Below are 22,191 nucleotides of genomic sequence, written 5' to 3'. Positions count from 1 at the left end.
CAAAAGTATGTCGTTGAATCGTGAAACAGCCGTTCAGGTAGCGTCAGTACTCAGCAAGGGGCTGCCGTATATACAGCGCTTTATCGGTAAGACCGTAGTCATCAAATACGGCGGCAACGCCATGGAAAACGAAGACCTTAAAAGCAGCTTTGCCCGTGATGTGGTGTTGATGAAGTTGGTGGGTATCAACCCCATTGTCGTGCACGGCGGCGGGCCGCAGATTGGTGAGTTGCTGGCGCGATTAAATATCGAGTCACGCTTTGTGAACGGTATGCGGGTTACCGACGCCCAGACGATGGACGTGGTTGAAATGGTGCTTGGCGGCCAGGTTAATAAGGAAATTGTGTCGCTGATCAACGCCGAGGGCGGAACGGCCATTGGCTTGACCGGAAAAGATGCCAACTTGATCCGCGCTCGAAAACTGGAGGTGGTTAATCGCAGTCCGGAGCTGGAACGCCCCGAAATTATCGATATCGGCCGTGTGGGTGAGGTGGTCAGTGTGAACGTGAGCGTTATTGACATGCTCACCCGCGGCAACGTGATTCCGGTTATTGCCCCCATCGGCGTTGGCCCAGATGGCAAGTCTTACAACATCAACGCCGACTTGGTGGCGGGCAAAGTGGCTGAAGCCATGAAAGCCGAAAAACTCATTCTTCTGACCAACGTTTCCGGTTTGAAAAATAAAGATGGCAAGGTGCTGACCGGTTTGACCGCCAGCCAGGTCAACGACTTGATTGAAGACGGTACCATCCACGGTGGCATGTTGCCGAAAATACGTTGCGCTTTAAGTGCGGTTGAAAACGGTGTGCGCACGTCGCATATTATTGACGGCCGTGTGGCCAATGCTTGCCTGCTGGAAATCTTCACCGACGAAGGTGTGGGTACCCTGATCTCCAAGAACTGATCTGTAAAAACGGACCCTATGTGCACGGAGTGAATGCATGAAACGCCTGTTGTTATGGCTGCTGATTTTAACCGTTTTGGCCTGGGCCGGTTACAAGGGCAGCGTCTGGTGGCTTGCGGATCAGCGTATGAATGAGGCGCGGCAGGCCTTGAACCATTATGGCGTGCTCGAACGCGGCGCAATTCATTCAGGCGTGCGCGGTCGACTATTGCTAAAAAGCAGCCAGTGGCAAGACTTTCGTCTGACCCAGCCGCTGACTGTGCCCGTTGCAGAGTTAACCGCTCGCTCACCGGTATCATTGGTCACTCTGTTGCATGCCCCGGCTGCAGATGAGTCGTACACGCTGAAGCTGGAAGGCCTCAGCCTGGCGCTAGAGGCGACCATGTTCCGCAATTGGGTAACGGCTCAAGGCGCGAACAGTGACGGCAAAGCGGCGCTCTTCGCTCTGTCTTGCGCGCGAGACCCACGCCAACGCCTGAGTAGTGGTGACTTGATGCGCATGGGCATTGGCGAAATGACCGGCGAGGCGCTGTTGCGTCAAAACGAAGAGGGCTTTTACGCCGAACTGATCACCGATGAGCTTGGCAGTGTTGAATTGAACTGGCCCACCGCGTGGGTAGACTGGCGCGCGCCCAAAGAGGCGCTTGCTCGTGGTTCGCTGGACATCACCCTGCGCGACGGCGGTGTTATGCGACGCGTGGCTGCTTGGTGCGCTCGCGAGGCTGGCCTTACAACCGAACAATGGGCTGGTCGTTCGGTGGCCCAGTTACGTCTGGGGCTGCTGGCACGAGGCTGGCTAGCCAGTTCGCAGTTGCTGGCACTGTACCGCCAATGGTTGCTCGAGGGCGGTGAATTGCAAACCACACTAAGGTTAGCCGAACCCGCTCTGGGGTTGCCCATTTACACGGAAGAAACCGGCGCATCCAGCCGCCTTGGTGCGGTGGTGTATTATAACGATGCGAGCGTGCCAGATGTGTTTCTGTTAAGCGACAGCAGCCCTTCGGCAGCGCCACAGCAACCGGTGTTTACGGCGCAACAGTCGCAAACTGTATTCGCCGAGGGCTGGTTAGTGCAGCCTGTCGCGGCAGCGGAGCAATGGCTTGGACAAAAAGTCAGGATTACACTGCGCAACAACAATCGTGTGGCGGGTCGACTGGTGCGCGTAACTGACGATGAAATTGAGGTAGCTCGTCTGGTGGCCGGCGGTGAAGTGGCTTACCCCATGCAGCGTGCGGCGGTTGCCGGGTTCGAGGTATGGCGGCGTAACCGCCTGCTGAATTCAAACGATAATAATTGATGGAAAACCTGCAATGGCTCAGTTAACCTCAGTCCCGAGCAGTGCTGCGAACGGTGCAGTGATGCCGCCATCTATTCTGGAGATGTTGACTGCGTTGATTGCAGCACCATCGATTTCCAGCTCCTCGGCGAAGTGGGATTCCAGTAATCGTGGTGTGATTGATTTGCTGGCGCAGTGGCTGAGGCCCATGGGTTTCGCTGTGGAAATTCTGCCGGTGCCGAACATGCCCGGCAAGTTCAATCTGATTGCCACCCTGGGCAGCGGTTCCGGCGGCCTGGTGCTGGCAGGGCACACCGACACAGTCCCGTTTGACGAAAAACGTTGGCACAGCGATCCGTTCACACTAACCGAACGGGATAACCGCTGGCATGGCCTTGGCACTTGCGATATGAAAGGGTTTTTTGCCCTTGCCATTGATGCAGCCAAGGAGTTTGTAGGTCAGCCATTGCAGCAACCGCTGATCATTGTTGCTACCGCCGACGAGGAGAGCTCGATGAACGGCGCTCGCGCGCTGGCGGAGGCGGGTAAGCCGAAGGCGCGTTATGCGGTGATTGGAGAGCCCACCAGCTTGCGCCCGATTCGTATGCACAAAGGCATCATGATGGAACGCTTGGTGTTCGAGGGGCAGGCAGGGCACTCCTCTAATCCGGAGCTGGGCCGCAACGCACTGGAAGGCATGCACCAGGCGATGGGCGAGCTGCTGGCCTTGCGCTCCCATTGGCAGCAGCAGTATCGCAATCCGAATTTTGACGTCCAGGTGCCAACCTTGAACCTTGGCTGCATACACGGTGGTGACAACCCCAATCGCATATGCGGTCGATGTGAGCTGCATTTTGACTTACGCCCGCTGCCCGGTATGGATATGGACGCCCTGCGCCAGGCCATTCTGCAGAAGGTAGCGCCCGTGGCCAGTGAACGCGGCCTGAAGCTCAAGTTTGAACCATTATTTGACGGCGTGCCGCCGTTTGAAACAGCAGCGGATGCCGCTCTGGTTACGGCCTGCGAAAAGCTCACTGGCCACACCGCCGGGTCGGTCGGCTTCGCCACAGAGGCGCCGTGGATGCAGCGCTTGGGTTTGGAAACTCTGGTTATGGGCCCCGGTTCTATCGACCAGGCTCACCAGCCCGACGAGTTTCTGGCGCAATCACAGGTTGTACCGACCGTTAATATTCTGCGTCAGCTTGTGAGGCAGTTTTGTTTGTAATATTCCTTTTGCCTGGAGATTTGAATTGAACGCCAACGGCTGGTTGCGCGGCTTTCGCCATTCGTCGCCTTACATTAATGCACACCGCGGCCGTACCCTGGTACTGACCCTGCCGGGCGATGCCATCAGCCAGGAAAATTTCATCAATATCGTTCACGATATTGCTTTGCTGAGTAGCTTGGGCGTGCGGTTAGTAGTCGCGTTCGGTGCCCGCTCCCAGATACAGCAGCGGCTGCAAGACGCCGGCCTTGAATCCACGTTTGCCCGCGGGTTGCGGGTAACTACTGAACAGCAATTGCCGCTGGTGATGGAAGCCATAGGCGGATTGCGGGCATACATCGAGAGCCAGTTGTCTATGGGCCTTATCAGTTCGCCCATGCACAATGCCCGTATACGAGTGTGCAGCGGCAATTACGTGACCGCTAAACCGGTTGGCGTATTGGATGGTGTCGATTTTGGTTATACCGGCAAGGTTCGGCGGATTGATGTTTCCGGTATCGAAAAGCTGCTCGACCAAGGCCAGATTGTATTATTACCACCCATGGGTTTCTCTCCCACCGGTGACATTTTCAATCTATCTTACGAAGACGTTGGAAGCCAGGTTGCGGCCGCTTTGCGCGCTGAAAAGCTGATGATGTTTATCGATGCCCCGGGCCTGTTGGCGGCGGAAGGCACGCTGGTTCGTGAATTATCTGCGGCTCAGGCAGCCGACCAGTTAAGTGCTGGCCAAGTGACAGGCCACGATGCAGAGCTGCTGAAAGCGGCGTGCGATGCCTGTGTCAAGGGTGTGCGCCGCGCTCACATCATCAGTTATCTGGATGACGGTGCGCTGCTAAAGGAGCTGTTTACCCGTGACGGTTCCGGTACTCTGGTCAGTGGCGACACTTACGAGCAGATCCGAGCTGCCCGGGTAGAAGATGTGGGCGGCATTACCAATCTGATTTATCCGCTGGAAGAGCAGGGCATTCTGGTGCGGCGTTCGCCAGAAATGCTGGAAACCGAAATTGGCCATTTTGTGGTGGCTGAGCGCGACGGCACCATTGTTGGGTGCGCCGCGCTACACCCTTACGGCGAGGATGACGCTGGCGAACTGTCCTGTTTTGCGGTAGACCCCAATTACCGCCGCGCAGGACGCGGCGATGAACTGTTGGCGATGATTGAACAGCAGGCTCGTGCTCAGGGTTTTCAGCGTCTGTTTGTGCTGACCACGCAAACCGAACACTGGTTCCGAGAACGCGATTTCAAAGCGATGCCGGTACAGTCGCTGCCGGAATCGAGACTGGCGGCTTACAACACCCAGCGCAACTCCAAAGTTTTTTGTAAAGCTCTTTGAGTAACCAGTTCATGGAATCTGTAGAACGACGCAGTAGCCCCAGAAAACCTATAAAACTTGCGGCCCAACTGGATTTGGGGCGCGGTGAAAACTGGCCTTGTCAAATCGCTGATTTTTGCGCCGAGGGCTTGTTTATCCGCTATTCCCAAGCGGTTTCCCATAAGCTTGACGCGGCTTTGGGTGATGCTGGCGGGCAGAGCCTGCTGGTGCGTTTTCGCGGTTCGGACGGTTCCGGGGTGCCTGGCCAGCGCCATCAGTTGCAAGTACAGATGCGTCATCGCGTTGAGAACGCTATGGGCGTGTGTTTTGTTCAGGCCAACGCGGTAGCTGTCAGTTCCATGCTGAAGCAGTGCAGTGGCGAACGTGTGGCAGGCTCTGCGCATTTGCGTGCGCCCAGCGAGCGGGTGCAGTTTGTGCTGCACCAATGCGCCAAAGCCGTGGTGCAGTTTATTGATCCTTTAATGCAGGAATGCCTGGATCAAACCGTTGCTGCGCTTCAGGCCCGCGCCCGCGAAGCGGGTAACAACCAGCTGGCGAACGAATTAATGGACGCTTCAGGTCAGTTGAACAGCCACCAACGCCAGGTATGGCAGCAAATGGCAAAAAGTCTGGAATCTCCGCTAAAGCCGGCATCCAAAGCGGGGCCAGCTGGCTCTCTGGCGGTGGTCGACAAGGGCGAATTTGAAGACTGGTTAAGCCTGCGGGTGATGATAACCAAGGCGGACACGCTGTACCGAGGTTCGTTGTTGCAGTTGAAGTTGCGCATGGACAGTCTGAAAGTTGCAAATGCGACCGGCTATACCAATCCGCTTGGTCCGTCATTGGTGTGTGAATCCTTTCGGGATGGGCTGGCGCTCCTGCGAATGTCTCGCGAGGTTGAAAAAGTTGCCTTCGGTGTGTTCGAACATACCGTTCTGCAACAACTAGAACCGCTCTATGCCGAGCTGAATAACATATTAATTCGCCAAGATGTTTTGCCTGATCTGGACTTGACTAAATACCTGGCTGATATGCAGCGTAGCGAATCAGCATCTGAAGCGAGCAAGCCCGCAGAGCGACTCGAACAGCAGGCTGTGCCCATAACAGGTTCTAACACGGAGCCGGCGGTAGAATCCGAGACAAAGCCACAACCGGCGGCCCGACCCCGCCCGGTGCTAGAGCCAGGTTCTGGCGAGAAATCCGCCCAATTTCAGGAGTACTCCCGGCTTGCACGCCACGCGTTTAGCACGGTGCGTAGCCTGCTAAATACCCTGGCGAGCAGTCGCGCTGCGAAAAGCCCGGTGCGCAGCGATGAGTTCCCGGCGAACGCTCCGCCCTTAAGCAATGCCCAGTTGCAGCAACAGTTGCAGCAACTGCAGACCGTCGCTTTGCCCGCTAACGATGATGCCGCCAGCTTGCGGGAACGTGTGGTCAGCAAGGTGCGCGCAGACAGTCAGGGCAAACTTGATACCGAACAGCAGGGTGCGGTGGACGTGGTTGACCGTTTTTTTGAAAGCCTGCGCGAGAGCCCGAAACTAAACGAATCCACTCGTCACCAACTGCGCCAACTGGAAGTTCCGGTGCTGAAAGTGGTGATGCGTGACCCGGACTTTTTTGAGGACGAGCAGAGCCCGGTTCGCGGTGTGCTTAACCGTTTGGCCCAGCTCGGTAGCCGTGGCAGCAGAGTCAACCCGGTTATTCAACGCCGGGTGGAAGAGTTAATCCAGTCTATTGTGACAGGCTTTGAGCATGATATGGGCGTCTTTGAGCGCGCAGCGGAAGAGCTGGAAGAGCTGATTGAGCGTCAGAAAAGAGTGTATCAACGCAATGTTGAGCGGGTTAAGGCTGCTGCTGAAGGCGCGCAAAAAGTTGCCGAGTCTAAACAGGCGGTAGAAGACACTTTGCAGGCCCGGCTGGCGGGTAAAACTGTGCCAAAAGCGCTCAATAGCCTGCTGGCTGGTGGTTGGCGTGATTTGCTGTCGCTAACCTGGGTCCGCCATGGGCCAAACAGCGAGTTATGGCAAGATTATCTGGGCGTAGTGGATTCCTTGGTGCTATTTACCAAAGATCCGCACAGCGAGATTAATCTGCCGGAGTTGCTGCGCACCATTCAGGATGGCTTGTCCTCTATTTCAAGCAGTCACTTGCCGTCTGCTCAGATTCGTGACGAACTGCGACGGTTTCTGGTGCGCGATCCAAAATCGGCGCCGGAGGTGCTGGCCATACCGGAATCGCCCGCAGCACCGTCGCGTCTGCGCACTCTGCCCGAGCAGGGGCAACGATGGCGCAAGCGTGTTCAAGAGCTGCACACTGGTGACTGGCTGTGTGACCAACACCCGTCTAACGAACCGTTTTACATTCGACTGGTGTGGATTGCCCGTGATTTCCAACGTCTGGTGTTTGTGAACCATCAGGGCATGCGGGTGGTAGAGCTGGAACTGGATACGCTGGCGGATAAAATGCGCCAGGGCTATATTGTGCTAGACCCACACTATCAGCGGCCACTGGTGGACGAAGGTCTGGACCGTATGGTGCGCAAAGTATATGACCAGCTGGCCAGCGCCGCTAGCCACGATGAGCTTACCGGTTTATTGGAGCGGCGCGAGTTTGAGCGCCAGTTGGATCAGCAATTGACCTGCTGGCAAACGCCGCGAACTCTGTTGCGGCTGAGCCTGCGAAACTTCAGTAAGTTCAACGACGGTGCCGGCGAGCAAGCGGGCAACGCCTTGCTGCAGCAGGTTGCGGCTATTTTGTCTGCGTGCTGTGCTGAAGACACTCCAATTGCGCGCCTGTCAGGCGCGCAATTTGCGCTATTACTGCCGGCAGAGGATGCTATGGCCTTGACCCGCCCGCTAAGCCAGCAGGTGTCAGCGCTGCAACCGATGCTGCGAGATAAACCGTTCTTTCTGGAGTTAGGCGCCGCTTTGGTGCCGCAGCTGGAAACACTGTTGAACCCCTTGCTCTGGCTGGAAGCCGCCGAGCAAACACTGCATGCAAACGCCAGTCAGCAAGAGGCCGTTGGGGAATATCGCCCGGCGCCTGCAGATGAGGCCCAGCAACAAAAAATTGTTGCCAAAGTGGCCGGCCTGCAAGACAAACAACAGGAGCATCTGTCGCTGCGGTGCCAGAAAATTATGCCTTTGCACCCCGAAACCCGCAGGCTGACCCAATACGATGTTTTAACCGGCGTTTACGATGACGATGGCAACCTGGTTGGCGGTAAAGACTTTATCCGTTTGGCTGAGCGCTACGACCAGATTCAGGCTCTGAATCGTTGGGTGGTGGGTACCATGCTCGACTGGCTGAAACGCAAAGCAGATGATTTGCAGCAATTTGGTGGCATTGTCATCAATCTGTCCGGGCATTCGCTGAACGACCCAGCGCTGCTGGAGTTTATCTACGAGAAGCTGAACGAGCCTGAAGTACCCGTTGAGCGTTTGTGCTTTGAGATTACCGAAGCCTCTGCAGTACGCGATATGGTGGCGCTGGCGGAATTTGTGCGCGAAATGAAAGAGCTTGGGTGTTGTTTTTGCTTGGGTAATATGGGGAATGGCCCAGACTCTTTCCAAGCACTACGGTCGCTGCCGGTAGACATGTTGAAAATCGACAGCGCGCTGACGGCAAATCTCGTCAACAGCCAGAGCGATCAGACCATGTTACGTTCGATGGTGGAAATGGCGCACTATCTAGAGCGCGAGGTGATTGTAACCCAGGTAGAGTCCCGCGAGCTGCTGGCACTGCTAGTTCAGCTAGGTGTGGATTACGCTCAGGGTACAGCCATTGAAAAGCCCGGCATGCTCGACAGCCTGGTATAACCGCGGAAGCCAGTAGTTTATGTCGAAACGCCATCCTATTATTGCCGTTACCGGTTCATCCGGTGCCGGCACCAGCACCACCGGCCGGATTTTTCGCCGTATGTTCGACAGCGAGGGCCTGAGCGCCGCCATGGTGGGTGGCGACAGTTTCCACCGTTATACTCGTGAGCAGATGGCGCGCCTGGCGGCCAAAGGGCAATTCGGTGCCCGCAATCACTTTGCCCTAGGTGCCAATCACATCGACCGCCTGGAGTCTCTGTTTTACGATTACAGCCTGACCGGCAGCGGGCGCTACCGCCAGTATGTGCACGATGAGGACTTTGCGCTGGTTGCAGAGGGCAATAAACCCGGGAGCTTTACTACATGGCAAGACCTGTCCCCCAATACCAGCCTGCTGTTTTACGAAGGCTTACACGGTGGCGTGGTCAGCGATGCCTTTAACATCGCCCAATACGTTGACCTGTTGATTGGCGTAGTGCCGATTGTAAATCTGGAATGGATTCAGAAGATTCACCGCGACACTCACAATCGTGGCTACAGCCAGGAAGCGGTGGTTGAAACCATTCTTAACCGCATGAACGACTACGTTCATGACATAGTGCCGCAGTTTTCCCATACCCACATCAACTTCCAGCGGGTGCCTCTGGTGGATACATCCAACCCGTTTGTGGTGCGTGATGTACCCACCGAAGACGAAAGCATGCTGGTGATTCACTTCCGCGACGCCCGCGAGGTGGATTTTCCCTATCTGTTACAGGTAATTCCCAACAGCGTGTTGTCGCGCCACGATACCCTGGTAGTTCCCGGTACAAAAATGAGCCTGGCCATGGAGCTGATTGTGCGGCCTATGGTACAACGGCTGATCGCACAGAAAGCCTTCGCCTGAAGCTGTTCAAAGTGAATAAACTAGTTGGCCTGATGTACCTCATGGCTGTGGGTGATTTCTACCCCGCCGCTGGCCAGCATGATGGTCGCTGAGCAGTATTTTTCGGCAGACAGGGCCACCGCCCGTGCTACCTGGCTGTCTTTAAGATTGTTTCCGGTCACCACGAAGTGCAGGTGAATTTTTGTGAACACCGCCGGCACCGCGTCGGCTCGTTCCGCGCTCAGTTCGGTGTGGCAGGCAGTAACGTCCTGACGGCTTTTTTTCAGAATGCTCATGACATCAAACGACGAACATCCACCCAGCCCCATCAGTACCATTTCCATGGGTCGCGGGCCGCGATTCTGGCCCCCGAGGTCTGCAGGTCCGTCCAGCTGAACGCTGTGGCCGCTGGCGCTGGTCGCTTTGAAACTGACTTCGCCGGTCCAGTCGATGGTGGCTTTCATCACAGGCTCTCCGCAGGTGTTATTGAGTGTTAATTCCGCCATGGACGGCAATGGAAACGAATGCGCAAGATGCTAGCACAGAGCGGGTGAATCGACAGCATCGGCGATTATTGACAGAAGGCTAAGCGACAGCCTGAACTTGACTGGGCTACCGGTTGTTGCGATTCAGAAGGTGCTAGCGTGCGTTAGGGATGAAAAATTTGTTAGAAAAGCGTTATGATCAAGGCAGGATATTCCAGTGTTCGTTTCTACGGAGGTGCCGCGCAAGCCATGGCCACAATTTTGAAGCCTATTGATGATCGTACCAAGCACTTGGATTATTTTCTGTCGCAATGCCATCGCCGTCGTTTCCCGGCAAAAAGCACCATCATCTACGCGGGTGACAAGAGCGACTCGCTGTTTTTCATTGTGAAAGGCTCGGTAACGGTCATTATTGAAGATGAAAACGGGCGTGAAATGATCATGGCCTACCTGAACGTCGGCGACTTCTTTGGCGAGATGGGGCTGTTCGATAACCTGGATTCCCGTAGCGCCTGGGTGAAAGCCAAAACCGAGTGCGAAGTGGCGGAAATCAGTTACACAAAATTCCGTGAGATTGCCCAGCAGGACCCAAAGGTTCTGTATTTCATCGGCGAGCAGGTGGCATCGCGGTTGCGTGAGACCACCCGCAAAGTGGGCGATCTGGCGTTTTTGGATGTTACCGGCCGGGTCGCTCGCACCCTGCTGGACTTGTGCAAGCAACCAGACGCTATGACCCATCCGGATGGTATGCAGATCAAGATTACCCGGCAAGAGATTGGCCGCATTGTGGGCTGCTCCCGCGAAATGGTGGGCCGGGTCTTGAAAACTCTGGAAGAGCAGGGCCTGGTGCGGGTAAAAGGCAAGACCATGGTGGTTTACGGTACTCGCTGAGTCGTTTCGCGGCCTTGGCTCTAACGTTGGCCAATAGAGCGGATCAGTCAGCGAGAGCCGCCGCTTTTATCTGCAGCCATACGGGCTTGCCCGGGGATAGTCCCAGAGTGTGTACGGAGCGGGTGGTCAAACGCGCCAGAAATGGCGTCTTGCCTGCCAGCACCCGCACCAGTGACGTGCCCGGGCTTATCTCTTCTGCAATTTCATCGATTCGGCCGTGGATCAGATTCTGGATGCTCTGGTCATGGTTGGCGCTGAGCGCCAGGCTGACATCCCTTGCCAGTACCTGAACCCGTACATCGCTGCCGACCGGGATGCGCGGCTCGCTGGGAAGCCACAGCTGGCCGCCGTCAAATTCCGCCAGGCTCAGATGCCACTGGGTATCTTGAGTGGTAATACGGGCAGGCAGAATAATGGCAGCGCCTTCTTCCAAGCCAAAGGGCTGATCGGTGCGCGCCAAGGTCTGTTGCAGAGACCCACTGGCCGTTACCTGCCCCTGGTTCAGCATAACAACGTGATCTGCCAGCCTGGCGACTTCCGCCACTGAGTGGGAGACGTACAAAATTGGAATGGCGAGGGTGTCACGCAGGCGTTCCAGGTAGGGCAGGATTTCCCGCTTGCTGGCCTGGTCCAGTGCCGACAATGGCTCGTCCATCAGCAACAACTGCGGGCTGGTCAGCAGGGCGCGGGCGATAGCCACCCGTTGGCGTTCACCGCCTGACAGCTTTTGCGGCATACGCTTCAGCAGGTACGCCAGCCCCAGCCATTCCACCGCCTGATCAAACTGAATCCGGCGCTGGTTAACGGGCACCCGGCGGTAACCGTAGTTCAGGTTGCGTTCTACCGATAAATGCGGAAATAACGAAGTCTCCTGGAACACGTAAGCCAGCGGGCGCTGATGCACGGGGCGACTTTCATGGGCGTTGTGCCAGGTGTCACCGTTCACCACCAATTCGCCACTGGCCGGTTGCAGCCCGGCAATGCAGCGTAACAGGGTGGTTTTACCGCAGCCAGAGTGCCCGAACAGCGCCGTTAATCCGTTGCCCGGCAAATTCAGATTCACCTTCAGCGTAAAGTCACCAATGTGGCAGTGAAAGCGCGCCAGGATAGTGCCATCGGCGCTCATTTCATCATCCCCGAGTGTACGCGGCCATTCAGCGAATACAGCGCCACCAACACCACAAACGAGAACATCACCATACCGCCAGCGAGCCAGTGGGCCTGGGTGTATTCGATGGCTTCAACGTGGTCGTAAATGGCCACTGATAACACTTTGGTCTCCCCCGGGATATTGCCGCCAATCATCAGTATTACGCCAAATTCGCCAATAGTGTGGGCAAAGGTGAGTACGGCGGCGGTCAAAAATCCCGGGCGGGCCAGTGGTATCACCACGGTGATGAATCGGTCCATGGGCGAAGCTCGTAACGTAGCGGCCACTTCCAGAAGCTGATTGTTGATGCCGATAAAGGCGTTTTGCAGGGGTTGCACTGTAAACGGCAGTGAGGAAATCACAGACGCTACTACCAAACCCTCAAAAGTGAATGGCAGTAGCCCAAGGCCCAGCTGTTCGGTAAGTTGCCCTACAACACCTTTAGGGCCCAACAGCAGCAATAAATAGAACCCCAGAACGGTAGGCGGCAGTACCAGCGGTAGTGCCACCACAGCAGCGATCGGCTGGCGTAGCCAGTGTTTGCTGCGGGCCAGCCACCAGGCAATGGGCGTGCCCACCACCGCCAGTATCAAGGTGGTCATGGTCGCCAGTTTCAGGGTCAGCCACACTGGCTCCCAGTAAGTTTCCATCATCGTTACGGGCCTGTGTTTGCGTCAGTCGGCAATGTCGTAACCGTCGTCTTTCATAAGGTTCAGCGCCTGCGGGCTGCGTAAAAAATCCAGCCATTGGCGGGCAACAGGTTTGTCTTTGCCATGACTAAGCAAAACCGCTTGCTGGTCGATGGGTGCGTACATCTGCTGCGGTACCACCCACAGTGTGCCATTACTATTTTGCCAGGCATTCACCTGAGACAGTGCCACAAAGCCTGCCTGGGCATTGCTGGTGGCCACAAACTGAAAGGTTTGTGCGATTGAGTCACCGCGCACCAGACGCGGTTGCAGGGCATCCCACAGGCTCAGGTTTTTTAACACCTGCTGCGCGGCCAGTCCATAAGGCGCGGTTTTCGGATTGGCGATGGCCAGTCGTTTGAAGTCAGCGCTGGCGAGCCAGCTTGCGGGGTCGCTGAACACGTTGGTCTCCGGGCTCCATAGCGCCAGTTTGCCGCGGGCGTAGGTAAAACGGCTACCGCTAACGGCGCTGCCGCTGTTTTCGAGCATTTCCGGGCGCGCACTGTCTGCGGCCTGAAACACGTCAAAGGGCGCGCCGTTTTCTATTTGGGCGAAGAGTTTACCGGTGGAACCATAACTGGCGGCAACTGAGTAACCGGTGGTTTCTTCAAACAAGGCAATAAGGTCACGGGTGGTGTCAGTAAAGTTAGCGGCAACCGCAATGCGTAAAGGTTCAGCACCGGCCAGGTTGGCCATAAAAAACAGCAGTGCAGCGGCAATGAAGCGTGAAATCAGGCAATTAAAGGTAAACATGCAGTGAGTCTCTGTATTCTGGTGGATAAAACAAGCTGCGCATCGGGTTTGGCTCACGCGGGTCCTGTGGTGCCGTTCGTTAAGTATGACAGTTCGACGCTTTTTCTAAGCGCTTGCGCCAACACGCCGGACGCCAATTAAGAGCGTGTTACAACGGACGGCTTACTGCAGGGTGGCAATATGGGTTGTGGAGGATTTGGGAGGCAAAGACCTTGTCGACAACTCGCATATCAGCATCTACTCGAATGGCCTGTCCGCCCGCGTTGATGAATCAGGAAGACTACTTTGTGACGCTGCTTATGAATGTAAACAAGGCGCGCTTTGGTGATCACGGCGAGCTATTGTTGAGCCCCCCTGCGGGCGAAACCATCCGCGCTTTCCCGTCTGCACCCAAGCCATAGCTCTGATAAATACGCTTGAGTTCACCTGTGGCCCGCAGGTGGCGCACGCCATCGCTGAGAATTCGAGCCAGCGCCTGCGCATGGGGATGAGCCGGCGCAAAGGCGGCATAAACGGGCGCAGCGTAGATGTTGCCAGAACTTCGAAGTTTTGGCAGGTCGGGCCTTTTACGCAGTGTCCAGGCCATCACTTGGCGATCTTCAAACAACAGGTTGGCGCGCCTTTGGCCAATCAGCGTAATTGCTCGGGTTAGGGGATGCTCTCCCGAAAGCTCCCAAATAAGATCCTGCTGGTGGCGGTTGTTATTAATATACTGAGATATGCCCGGAGCGTAAAAATAATCGGAAATGACCAGCAATGTCCGGTTTTCCAGTGATTTCAGGCCTTCATACGTCCATTGGCTGTCTGGGTGAGCAAAAAACATCGTTTCCGAGTATCCCAGTGCTTCTTCCGGGAATAAAAAATCGCCGGCGTCGCCGGCAAAAGCCCCAATAATGCCATCCACATGGTGGCTCCGCGCCTGTTGCAACGCCCGCGCCCAGCTCATATTGACATAGCTTACGGATATATCCTGAAGAGCGAAGGCTTGGCGGAGAATGTCCACCATATACCCTTCTACGGCTGAACCGGCCTCGCAGTTGTGGGGGCACCAGGGATCTGCGGCGAGCACAACCTGACCGGGCAGAGGGGTCAGCTCATCCGCATTTGAAGACTGGGCAACCGCCATGAATAACAGCAAAAATGCCAGCAAGGGGAAATAGGGATCGTGGGGCCGGGGTCGACTGTTCATATCAGCTGGGCCAGGATGCGAATTTCTGTTTCTAGCGTGTGTTTGGCTTGCTGTCGTTATTCGACTACGCTTGACGAAGTCCTAGCGTCCCGCCAACGTTTACAGGTTATTAGCAACTTTATTATATTTTGGAGTCCGCCTCAATGATAAAAATCTACGAAACAAAAACCGCACCCAACCCACGGCGTGTGCGTATGTTCATGGCGGAAAAGGGCCTGCTGGACGTCGCTGAATTTGTCGAAATTGATCTGCAAAAAGGCGAAAACCTGACGCCCGAATTTGCCGCCCGCAATCCGTTCAAGAAAGTGCCGGTAATGGAATTGGGCGATGGCACGGCGGTGGCCGAAACCATGGCGATTTGCCGTTATTTTGAGGAAAGCTACCCTGATTCGCCCACATTATTGGGTGACACGGCGTTGGAGAAAACACGGATTGAGCAGTGGCTGCGCTGGATAGATTTTTACTTTTTTATGCCCACGGGTATGTGTTTCCAGCACACTAGCGGGTATTTCAGTGATCGCATGAATCCGATCAAAGAATGGGGCGAGGACTGTGGCAAGGCGGTGGTTTCGTTCATGGCTTTTTTGGATGAGCACTTGGCAGGCAAAGACTATATTTGCTGCGATCGTTTTACGGCTGCGGATATCAACGCGTTTGTCACCGTTGCCTTTGCGCGGGTGGTGAATATTCGTATCGCGGCAGAACACCAGAACCTGCAGGCCTGGTTTGACCGCATCAAGTCACGGCCTTCGGCGAAGGTTTAGGCTTGCTATAAAGTAGCCGGTATTGAGTCCGGGGCGCCAGCGCCGGGTTCGACACTCGCCGCGCGGTTGCGACCGCCCTCCTTGGCCAGGTATAGAGCACTGTCGGCGCGCATTATGGTGGTGTCGATGTGCTCGCCGTTGTGGTAGCCGGTGACCCCGAAGCTGATGGTTTGCTTGATGCTTTGCCCGCCGGCTGCCATAGGCGTTTCCCCTACAGCGCAGCGCAGCTTTTCTGCGACCGCCAAGGCACTGTCCAGTTCGGTGTCTGGCAAAACCACAAGCAGCTCCTCACCTCCCCAGCGGCACACGATGTCGCCGGCACGCACATGATCTTGCAGGCGGTTTGCGGTTTCGATCAGCACGTCATCGCCCACATTATGGCCGTAGCTGTCGTTAACCCGCTTGAATTTGTCCAGATCACCCAATATCAGGCTGAACGGATGCCCGTGGCGGGCATAACGAGCGACCAATTGCTCAAGTGATGTATGAATAGCGTGGCGGTTGAGCAGTCCGGTTAGCTGATCGGTCAACGCCAGGCTTTTGAGCTGTTGCCGGGTTAGAAACTCGGAGCGCCGCAGCTGGGTGAGGGAACGGCTGACCACCATGCCCACAAAAATCATCACCAACGGGTCAAACAAAAACGGTAGAAGCTGTTTGAATTTCAGATCTACAATGACTAGGGCAGCAAAGAATAGCATCAACGGGATGATAAACAACGTCCACCACTGCTCCAGACCGCGAACCGAGAGCATGGACACACCAAAAAAACCGATCATCAAGACATTGGACATCTGGTACAAAGTATCAGGGCTGTAAAGTGCGTGCGCTACAAACAGCGACAGTGACAGGCCCATCACCGATAGCGCGATAACGCGCAGCAACAAACCCGGGTCTACTTTGGGCTTTTTCGTGTAGTGGACAAACAACGTAAACAGAGCCACCAGCATTACCGGCGCCCGCAGCAAGGTTTCGATGATGTGAATATTGCCGTCGATGCCCCGCTGATTTTGGTTAACCTGATAAATCACGAGAATGACTGTTATTAACCACCCGGCAACCAGTGCGATCTGTTTCTCAACCTGGCACAGGAAGTCTTCATAAGTGGATTGCCACTTCGGAGGTATGGGCGTGCGGTGAAAGATCACGACAGTTCATCCTTGTGAACAGCGTTCACTGGTATGTATATATTTACGATAGTTAACCAAATGTCTGCCGGTTACAACCTCAACCATTAAATTTTGGTTGAACTGTATTCGTTAAATACGCTGCGTTAGCGAACACGGTGAAAAAGATTATGCAAACAGTTCCTGCAGCTTGGCTCCCGGGTCAGGGGCGCGCATGAATGACTCACCGATTAGAAAACCATAAATGCCGCGGCCGGTCATGGTTTCGACGTCGGCGCGGGTCATAATCCCGCTTTCGGTGATGACGAGTCGCTCGGGGCCAATCAGCTGGTGCAGGTTAAAGGTGGTTTCCAGTGATACCTCAAAGCTGTGCAGATCGCGGTTGTTGATGCCTACAAGCGGGGTGCTGAGGGTGAGGGCGTCGTCCAATTCTTCGCTGTTGTGAACTTCTACCAGCACGTCGAGGCCTGTTTCGTAGGCAATGCCTTCGAGCTCCTGCATCTGGCCTCTGGTCAGGCAGGCCGCAATAAGCAGTATGCAATCGGCACCAATGCTGCGGGATTCATACACCTGATAGGGCGATACCATAAAATCTTTACGGATAACGGGCAGGCTGCAGGCGTTGCGGGCGGCCACCATGAAGTCTTCGTGGCCCTGGAAGAAGTCGTGGTCGGTGAGTACGGATAGGCAAGTAGCGCCGCCTTTTTCATAGCTTTCGGCGACCTGCGCCGGCTCGAAGGGGTCGCGCAGTATGCCTTTGCTGGGCGACGCTTTTTTAATTTCGGCAATAACCGCAGGTTTTGAGGCTTCTATGCGCTGGCGCAGAGCTTTGGCAAAGCCGCGGGTGCCGGGTTGGTCGCCGGCGCGTGCTTTTAGGTCAGCCAGGCTGGCGGTGCGCTGGCGCTGTTCAATTTCCTGCCATTTCCTGTCGACGATTTTGCGCAGGATGGTGGGGGTTTTGTCGTTCTGTGTGTTCATTTTTTTTGCTTCCATATTTGCGCTGATCTGCTGTTCATGTTGCTCAAAAGCACTGGGAGAACGTCGCCAGTTCGCTCAGCTTTCCCTTGGCCCGACCGGAGCCGAGGGCGTCCAGGGCCAGCTGTACGCCTTCTTTAGCGGTGGCTGCCAGACCCCCAATATAAATCGCAGCGCCGGCGTTCAGGGCGATCATGTCGCGGGCTTTCTCAGCGCTTTCGTTGCGGTCGCGGCCAAAGGCGGCTTTGATCAGGGTCAGGGATTCTTCGGCGGTGTTGACGGTCAAACCAGACAGGGTTTGGCTTTTTATGCCCAGGTCTTCCGGAGTTATTTCATATTCAAAGATTTCACCGTTTTTAAGCTCGGCCACGTGGGTGCTGCTGGCCAGGCTGATTTCGTCCAGGCCGTCTTTTGAGGCCACCACCATGATGTGTTCAGAGCCGAGTTTTTGCAGCACTTCGGCCATGGGGCGGCACAGAGTTTTGCTGAAAACACCCACCAACTGGCGTTTTACACCGGCGGGGTTGGTCATCGGCCCGAGGATGTTAAACAGAGTGCGGCAGCCCAGCTCTTTGCGCGGGCCTATGGCGTGTTTCATGGCGCCGTGGTGGGCCGGGGCGAACATAAAGCCAACGCCGACCTGTTCAACGCAGCGGGCGACCTGTTCCGGTGTTAAATTAAGGTTGATTCCGGCCTGTTCGATGAGATCGGCGCTGCCACTTTTTGAAGACACCGCACGGTTGCCGTGTTTGGCTACAAAGCCGCCGGCTGCAGCCACGACAAAGGCGGCCGCGGAAGAGACGTTGAACAGGTTGGCGCCGTCGCCGCCGGTGCCAACTATGTCGACCAACGGTTCGGCGTTAACGTTTACAGCGGACACCAGTTCGCGCATGACTTCTACCGCGCCGGTAATTTCATCCACGGTTTCGCTCTTTATGCGCAGGCCCATCAGCAGAGCGCCAATCTGGGCGTTGGTGGCTTCGCCGTTCATGACAATGCGCATCACCTGTTTCATTTCGTCACGGGACATGTCGAGACTTTCAGCGATCCGGTTCAGTGCGTCTTTCATATCCATTACGTCAGCCTTTTTGTTCTGTTCGCGGGTGTTCAGTTCGTAAAAAATTACGCAGCAGTTCGTGGCCCTGTTCACTCATGATGGATTCAGGGTGAAACTGGACGCCTTCCACGGCCAGGGTTTTGTGGCGCACACCCATGATTTCTTCCACGCTGCCGTCGTTGTTGCGAGTCCAGGCGGTCACGTCCAGGCACTCCGGCAGGGTGCCCTGTTCAATCACCAGGCTGTGGTAGCGGGTGGCCTGCAGCGGGTTGTTCAGGCCGCGGAATACGCCTTTGCTGTGATGGTAAACCGGAGACACTTTGCCGTGCATGACTCGGCCGGCCCGAATCACTTGGCCGCCGAACACCTGGCCGATAGCCTGGTGGCCAAGGCAGATGCCCAATATGGGAATTTTGCCGGCGAAATGGCGGATAACGTCCATAGAGATGCCGGCTTCGCTGGGGGTACAGGGGCCGGGGGAAATCACCAGCCGTTCCGGGTTTAGCGCTTCAATCTGCTTCACGGTGATTTCGTCGTTGCGATGCACCTGCACATCGGCGCCCAGCTCGGCCAGGTACTGCACCACGTTGTAGGTGAAGGAGTCATAGTTGTCGATCATTAAAAGCATAATTTGTCCCTCGCCTTAGTGGTCAAAGTCGTTGTAGGTCATGGCGACGGCGCGGAAAATGGCGCGGCCTTTGTTCATGGTTTCTTTCCATTCCAGGCGTGGTACAGAATCTGCGACTATACCGGCGCCGGCCTGTATGTGCAGGGTGTTGTCTTTGATCACCGCGGTGCGGATGGCGATGGCGGTGTCCATATTGCCGTTGAACGACAAATAGCCCACGGCGCCGCCATACACGCCGCGTTTGACCGGCTCCAGCTCGTCAATGATTTCCATGGCACGGGTTTTTGGTGCGCCGCTTAATGTGCCGGCAGGCAGAGTGGCTTTTAGGACATCAAGGCAGCTGATGCCGTCTTTTACCTGGCCGGTGACGTTCGATACGATGTGCATTACATGGGAGTAGCGCTCAACCGCCATTTTCTCGGTCAGTCTTACGGTGCCGGTTTCCGATACCCGGCCCGCGTCGTTGCGGCCCAAGTCAATCAGCATCAGGTGCTCGGCAATTTCTTTTGGGTCAGCCAGCAGTTCGGCTTCCAGGGCGCGGTCTTCAGCTTCGGTCGCGCCGCGTTTGCGGGTGCCGGCGATGGGCCGCACGGTCACTTCGCGGTCTTCCATTCGCGCCAGAATTTCCGGTGACGAACCCACAATGTGAAAATCGTCCAGGTCCAGAAAGTACATGTACGGCGAGGGATTCATTATTCGCAGCGAGCGGTACAGATTCAGCGGCGGCGCCTCAAACGGAATCGACATGCGTTGGGAAATGACGGTTTGCATCACGTCGCCATCCAGTACGTAGTCCTTGATGGTGTCCACGGCGGCTTCGAATTTTTCTTGGCTGAAGCCGGACACGAACTCGCTTTCATCCACGGTTTTGCCGCGCAGATGAGTCGGGGTTTTTGGTGTTTGAGCGGTGTTTTGGCGTAACTGCTGTTCCAGTTGATCCAGGCGCTTCTGGGCCTGTTCAAAGGCGCCTTCGTTGGCCGGGTTTACGTGAACAATCAGGTGCAGTTTGCCGCGCAGGTTGTCGAACACCACCAGTTCGTTAGACACCATTAGCAGGATGTCCGGTGTGCCAATGCGGTCTGGCGGGCAGCTGCTGGCCAAACGCTTTTCAATGTAGCGAACGGTATCGTAGCCAAAATAGCCCACCAAGCCACCGTTGAAACGCGGCAGTTCAACCAGATCAGGGGCGTGGAAACGTTCCTGATAGCTGGCGATGAAGGCCAGTGGGTCTTTTACTTCGCTGCTTTCTACCAGCTCGCCATGGCGACGGATTTCGATACGGTGATCGAAGACTTTCAGCACTTCCTGGCTGGGCAGGCCGATGATCGAATAACGGCCCCATTTTTCTCCACCCTGAACGGATTCAAACAGGTAGGAATAGGGCCCGCTAGCCAGTTTTAGATAGGTGCTTAACGGGGTGTCCATATCCGCCAGTACTTCACGGTACACGGGGATACGGTTGTAGCCGGCTTGTGCCAGCTCGCGGAAATTTTCGGGGGTCATGATCGGGCTTCCTATATTCTGCGAGGTTATAAAAGCTCGCTCAGGGAATCAACCACGGCATTGGCTCCCAGTGCCTGCACGGGGTTGCCAAAGTTGTAGCCGTAAGTAACGGCCACGCACGAAATGCCCGCGGCTTTGGCCGCTTGCACATCAGCGGCCGAGTCGCCGACCATTACCGTCGTTGCTGGCCGGCTGCTTAGTTTTTCCATGGCGTACAGCAAAGGTTCCGGATTGGGCTTTTTACTGGCCAGAGTGTCGCCCCCTATGATCAGCTGGAAATAACCGTCGAGTTTCAGCTGCTTTAACAGGGGTGCAACAAACTGCTCGGGTTTGTTGGTGACGATTGCCATCGGGCAGTTCATTTGCTGCAATCGATTCAGGCATTCCAATACGCCTGGGTACACCTTGGCATGCTGGCCGTTGGCTATTTCATAGTGCTGAAAGAACAGCGTCATAGCCTCCTCGAATAGGGCTTCATCGGCAGCATTGGCTGGCTGCCAGTCGGCTTTTCCTGCCAGCGCGCGGCGGATCAGAATGGCGGCGCCGTGGCCTACCCACTGGCGCACCTGATCAATGCCGGCAGGTGGGCGATCCAGCCGTTCCAGGGTTTGGTCAACGGCAGCGGCCAAGTCCAGCGCGCTATCAACCAGGGTGCCATCCAGATCAAACAGGGCGGCGGCTGGCCAGTGTGTGTTAAAAAGACCTTTCAGAGTCATGGCAGGTTCCGTTCAAAAGCCCAGAGTTTTACTGGCGTGTTCAAGTTCGGCGCGTATGGCGTCAATGGTGGCCTTGTAATCATCGGTATTGAAAATGGCTGAACCGGCAACAAAGGTATCGGCACCCGCTTCGGCAATTTCGCGAATATTGCCTGTTTTAACTCCGCCATCTATTTCAAGGCGGATATTGTAATCGCTGGCGTCTATACGCTTACGCGCTTCGCGCAGTTTATCCAGGGTGCCGGGGATGAACTTCTGGCCGCCAAAACCAGGGTTTACCGACATCATCAGAACCATGTCGAGCTTGTCCATCACATAGTCCATGTACTGGAGCGACGTTGCAGGATTAAACACCAGCCCGGCTTTGCAGCCGCCATCGCGGATCAGCTGCAAAGAACGGTCAACGTGCTGGGACGCTTCCGGGTGGAAAGTAATATAGCTGGCGCCTGCATCTATGAACTTGCGAATCAGGTCGTCCACTGGAGACACCATAAGATGTACGTCAATGGGCGCGGTAACGCCGTGTTTGCGCAGTGCCTCGCAGACCATTGGGCCGATGGTCAGGTTGGGCACGTAATGATTGTCCATAACATCAAAATGCACCACGTCGGCACCGGCGGCCAATACGTTGTCCACTTCCTCGCCCAAACGGGCAAAATCGGCAGAAAGGATGGAGGGTGCGATCAGGTACGGATTCATGGTTCGCCTCTGGCTGTCGGCCGGAACGGTTCCGGCATTTCGGTATGGTTGGTGCTGGGCACGGCTGCGACTGCTAGTCTATCAGTTCACAAGAGTTTTTCGCAGCGAGATAGCGCAATGGGTGGCAATGTAAGTGATGGATAAACGTTTGTTGTTAAACGCTGGCCTGCG

Annotated in this window: 21 protein-coding genes; 9 read left to right on the top strand and 12 right to left on the bottom strand. The window is 55.8% G+C overall.

The window, feature by feature from the left end:
- Window positions 1-7 precede the first annotated feature (7 nt).
- The 6 genes from argB to MRBBS_RS16975 all read left to right on the top strand — a co-directional run bounded on the left by argB (window position 8) and on the right by MRBBS_RS16975 (window position 9,418).
- Window positions 8-904 (top strand): acetylglutamate kinase, encoded by an 897-nt coding sequence (gene argB / locus MRBBS_RS17000; protein WP_014872831.1) that lies wholly within the window; start codon window positions 8-10, stop codon window positions 902-904.
- A gap of 37 nt (window positions 905-941) precedes the next feature.
- A complete protein-coding gene (locus tag MRBBS_RS16995) occupies window positions 942-2,201 on the top strand; it encodes a hypothetical protein (RefSeq protein ID WP_014872830.1) in 1,260 nt (419 codons plus the stop codon).
- Window positions 2,202-2,262: 61 nt separating this feature from the next.
- Window positions 2,263-3,405, top strand: coding sequence for an acetylornithine deacetylase (gene argE, locus MRBBS_RS16990; protein ID WP_014872829.1), 1,143 nt, complete (start codon window positions 2,263-2,265; stop codon window positions 3,403-3,405).
- Window positions 3,406-3,430: 25 nt separating this feature from the next.
- Window positions 3,431-4,738, top strand: a complete 1,308-nt coding sequence (gene argA / locus MRBBS_RS16985) for an amino-acid N-acetyltransferase (protein ID WP_014872828.1) — start codon at window positions 3,431-3,433, stop codon at window positions 4,736-4,738.
- A gap of 11 nt (window positions 4,739-4,749) precedes the next feature.
- Window positions 4,750-8,532 carry a DUF1631 family protein gene (locus MRBBS_RS16980; RefSeq protein WP_014872827.1) on the top strand — a complete coding sequence of 1,261 codons (3,783 nt, stop codon included), beginning with the start codon at window positions 4,750-4,752 and terminating at the stop codon, window positions 8,530-8,532.
- Between the two features lie 19 nt (window positions 8,533-8,551).
- The gene (locus MRBBS_RS16975; protein ID WP_014872826.1) at window positions 8,552-9,418 is read left to right on the top strand and encodes a phosphoribulokinase; all 867 of its coding nucleotides are present in this window, start codon (window positions 8,552-8,554) and stop codon (window positions 9,416-9,418) included.
- A 20-nt stretch (window positions 9,419-9,438) separates the two neighbouring features.
- On the opposite strand, the gene MRBBS_RS16970 is transcribed toward MRBBS_RS16975, so the two are convergent.
- Window positions 9,439-9,861, bottom strand: a complete 423-nt coding sequence (locus MRBBS_RS16970) for an OsmC family protein (RefSeq protein WP_014872825.1) — start codon at window positions 9,859-9,861, stop codon at window positions 9,439-9,441.
- A 270-nt stretch (window positions 9,862-10,131) separates the two neighbouring features.
- On the opposite strand from MRBBS_RS16970, the gene crp reads away from it, so the two are divergent.
- Entirely contained in the window at window positions 10,132-10,773 is a 642-nt protein-coding gene (crp, locus tag MRBBS_RS16965; RefSeq protein ID WP_007348385.1) for a cAMP-activated global transcriptional regulator CRP, read from the top strand.
- A gap of 43 nt (window positions 10,774-10,816) precedes the next feature.
- Here crp and modC read toward each other — a convergent pair whose 3' ends face one another.
- Genes modC through modA form a run of 3 tightly spaced genes read right to left on the bottom strand, consistent with a single transcriptional unit; the run spans window position 10,817 to window position 13,365 of the window.
- The gene (gene modC / locus MRBBS_RS16960) at window positions 10,817-11,899 is read right to left on the bottom strand and encodes a molybdenum ABC transporter ATP-binding protein (RefSeq protein WP_014872823.1); all 1,083 of its coding nucleotides are present in this window, start codon (window positions 11,897-11,899) and stop codon (window positions 10,817-10,819) included.
- A complete protein-coding gene (modB, locus tag MRBBS_RS16955; protein ID WP_014872822.1) occupies window positions 11,896-12,576 on the bottom strand; it encodes a molybdate ABC transporter permease subunit in 681 nt (226 codons plus the stop codon). The genes modC and modB overlap by 4 nt, the downstream gene beginning before the upstream one ends.
- Before the next feature lie 21 nt (window positions 12,577-12,597).
- Window positions 12,598-13,365, bottom strand: coding sequence for a molybdate ABC transporter substrate-binding protein (gene modA, locus MRBBS_RS16950; protein ID WP_014872821.1), 768 nt, complete (start codon window positions 13,363-13,365; stop codon window positions 12,598-12,600).
- Window positions 13,366-13,610: 245 nt separating this feature from the next.
- Here modA and MRBBS_RS19535 point away from each other — a divergent pair, with 245 nt between their 5' ends.
- Entirely contained in the window at window positions 13,611-13,766 is a 156-nt protein-coding gene (locus tag MRBBS_RS19535) for an META domain-containing protein (protein WP_264641596.1), read from the top strand.
- Here the strand turns inward: MRBBS_RS19535 and MRBBS_RS16945 are convergent.
- Entirely contained in the window at window positions 13,694-14,554 is an 861-nt protein-coding gene (locus MRBBS_RS16945; RefSeq protein ID WP_014872820.1) for a substrate-binding periplasmic protein, read from the bottom strand. The genes MRBBS_RS19535 and MRBBS_RS16945 overlap by 73 nt on opposite strands.
- 143 nt (window positions 14,555-14,697) lie before the next feature.
- Here MRBBS_RS16945 and MRBBS_RS16940 point away from each other — a divergent pair, with 143 nt between their 5' ends.
- Window positions 14,698-15,318: a glutathione S-transferase family protein gene (locus MRBBS_RS16940; RefSeq protein ID WP_014872819.1), complete on the top strand. Its 621-nt coding sequence runs from the start codon at window positions 14,698-14,700 to the stop codon at window positions 15,316-15,318.
- A 5-nt stretch (window positions 15,319-15,323) separates the two neighbouring features.
- Here the strand turns inward: MRBBS_RS16940 and MRBBS_RS16935 are convergent, their stop codons facing one another.
- The 7 genes from MRBBS_RS16935 to rpe all read right to left on the bottom strand — a co-directional run bounded on the left by MRBBS_RS16935 (window position 15,324) and on the right by rpe (window position 22,020).
- The gene (locus tag MRBBS_RS16935; protein ID WP_014872818.1) at window positions 15,324-16,463 is read right to left on the bottom strand and encodes a GGDEF domain-containing protein; all 1,140 of its coding nucleotides are present in this window, start codon (window positions 16,461-16,463) and stop codon (window positions 15,324-15,326) included.
- Between the two features lie 147 nt (window positions 16,464-16,610).
- Window positions 16,611-17,420 carry an indole-3-glycerol phosphate synthase TrpC gene (trpC, locus tag MRBBS_RS16930; protein ID WP_041635700.1) on the bottom strand — a complete coding sequence of 270 codons (810 nt, stop codon included), beginning with the start codon at window positions 17,418-17,420 and terminating at the stop codon, window positions 16,611-16,613.
- Between the two features lie 43 nt (window positions 17,421-17,463).
- Window positions 17,464-18,492 carry an anthranilate phosphoribosyltransferase gene (trpD, locus tag MRBBS_RS16925; RefSeq protein ID WP_014872816.1) on the bottom strand — a complete coding sequence of 343 codons (1,029 nt, stop codon included), beginning with the start codon at window positions 18,490-18,492 and terminating at the stop codon, window positions 17,464-17,466.
- 4 nt (window positions 18,493-18,496) lie between these two features.
- Window positions 18,497-19,102, bottom strand: a complete 606-nt coding sequence (locus MRBBS_RS16920) for an aminodeoxychorismate/anthranilate synthase component II (protein ID WP_014872815.1) — start codon at window positions 19,100-19,102, stop codon at window positions 18,497-18,499.
- A 15-nt stretch (window positions 19,103-19,117) separates the two neighbouring features.
- Window positions 19,118-20,605, bottom strand: a complete 1,488-nt coding sequence (gene trpE / locus MRBBS_RS16915) for an anthranilate synthase component I (RefSeq protein WP_014872814.1) — start codon at window positions 20,603-20,605, stop codon at window positions 19,118-19,120.
- Window positions 20,606-20,631: 26 nt separating this feature from the next.
- Window positions 20,632-21,321 (bottom strand): phosphoglycolate phosphatase, encoded by a 690-nt coding sequence (locus tag MRBBS_RS16910; protein ID WP_014872813.1) that lies wholly within the window; start codon window positions 21,319-21,321, stop codon window positions 20,632-20,634.
- Window positions 21,322-21,333: 12 nt separating this feature from the next.
- Window positions 21,334-22,020, bottom strand: a complete 687-nt coding sequence (rpe, locus tag MRBBS_RS16905; RefSeq protein WP_014872812.1) for a ribulose-phosphate 3-epimerase — start codon at window positions 22,018-22,020, stop codon at window positions 21,334-21,336.
- Between the last annotated feature and the right edge of the window lie 171 nt (window positions 22,021-22,191).

It is taken from the genome of Marinobacter sp. BSs20148 (assembly GCF_000283275.1).
In the GTDB taxonomy this organism is placed as follows: Bacteria; Pseudomonadota; Gammaproteobacteria; order Pseudomonadales; family Oleiphilaceae; genus Marinobacter; species Marinobacter psychrophilus.
Note: the sequence above shows the minus strand (reverse complement) of the source record. Positions and strands in the feature narration are given on the sequence as shown.

Excerpts from the sequence above, each read along its gene's own strand:
- argB (WP_014872831.1), top strand. The coding sequence starts at position 8 with ATGTCGTTGAATCGTGAAACAGCCGTTCAGGTAGCGTCAGTACTCAGC.
- MRBBS_RS16910 (WP_014872813.1), bottom strand. The coding sequence starts at position 21,321 with ATGACTCTGAAAGGTCTTTTTAACACACACTGGCCAGCCGCCGCCCTG.
- MRBBS_RS16995 (WP_014872830.1), top strand. The coding sequence starts at position 942 with ATGAAACGCCTGTTGTTATGGCTGCTGATTTTAACCGTTTTGGCCTGG.
- rpe (WP_014872812.1), bottom strand. The coding sequence starts at position 22,020 with ATGAATCCGTACCTGATCGCACCCTCCATCCTTTCTGCCGATTTTGCC.
- modB (WP_014872822.1), bottom strand. The coding sequence starts at position 12,576 with ATGATGGAAACTTACTGGGAGCCAGTGTGGCTGACCCTGAAACTGGCG.
- MRBBS_RS16975 (WP_014872826.1), top strand. The coding sequence starts at position 8,552 with ATGTCGAAACGCCATCCTATTATTGCCGTTACCGGTTCATCCGGTGCC.
- modC (WP_014872823.1), bottom strand. The coding sequence starts at position 11,899 with ATGAGCGCCGATGGCACTATCCTGGCGCGCTTTCACTGCCACATTGGT.
- MRBBS_RS16920 (WP_014872815.1), bottom strand. The coding sequence starts at position 19,102 with ATGCTTTTAATGATCGACAACTATGACTCCTTCACCTACAACGTGGTG.
- MRBBS_RS16945 (WP_014872820.1), bottom strand. The coding sequence starts at position 14,554 with ATGAACAGTCGACCCCGGCCCCACGATCCCTATTTCCCCTTGCTGGCA.
- MRBBS_RS16940 (WP_014872819.1), top strand. The coding sequence starts at position 14,698 with ATGATAAAAATCTACGAAACAAAAACCGCACCCAACCCACGGCGTGTG.
- trpD (WP_014872816.1), bottom strand. The coding sequence starts at position 18,492 with ATGGATATGAAAGACGCACTGAACCGGATCGCTGAAAGTCTCGACATG.
- modA (WP_014872821.1), bottom strand. The coding sequence starts at position 13,365 with ATGTTTACCTTTAATTGCCTGATTTCACGCTTCATTGCCGCTGCACTG.
- MRBBS_RS16970 (WP_014872825.1), bottom strand. The coding sequence starts at position 9,861 with ATGAAAGCCACCATCGACTGGACCGGCGAAGTCAGTTTCAAAGCGACC.
- crp (WP_007348385.1), top strand. The coding sequence starts at position 10,132 with ATGGCCACAATTTTGAAGCCTATTGATGATCGTACCAAGCACTTGGAT.
- argE (WP_014872829.1), top strand. The coding sequence starts at position 2,263 with ATGCCGCCATCTATTCTGGAGATGTTGACTGCGTTGATTGCAGCACCA.
- trpC (WP_041635700.1), bottom strand. The coding sequence starts at position 17,420 with ATGAACACACAGAACGACAAAACCCCCACCATCCTGCGCAAAATCGTC.
- trpE (WP_014872814.1), bottom strand. The coding sequence starts at position 20,605 with ATGACCCCCGAAAATTTCCGCGAGCTGGCACAAGCCGGCTACAACCGT.
- MRBBS_RS16980 (WP_014872827.1), top strand. The coding sequence starts at position 4,750 with ATGGAATCTGTAGAACGACGCAGTAGCCCCAGAAAACCTATAAAACTT.
- MRBBS_RS19535 (WP_264641596.1), top strand. The coding sequence starts at position 13,611 with ATGGCCTGTCCGCCCGCGTTGATGAATCAGGAAGACTACTTTGTGACG.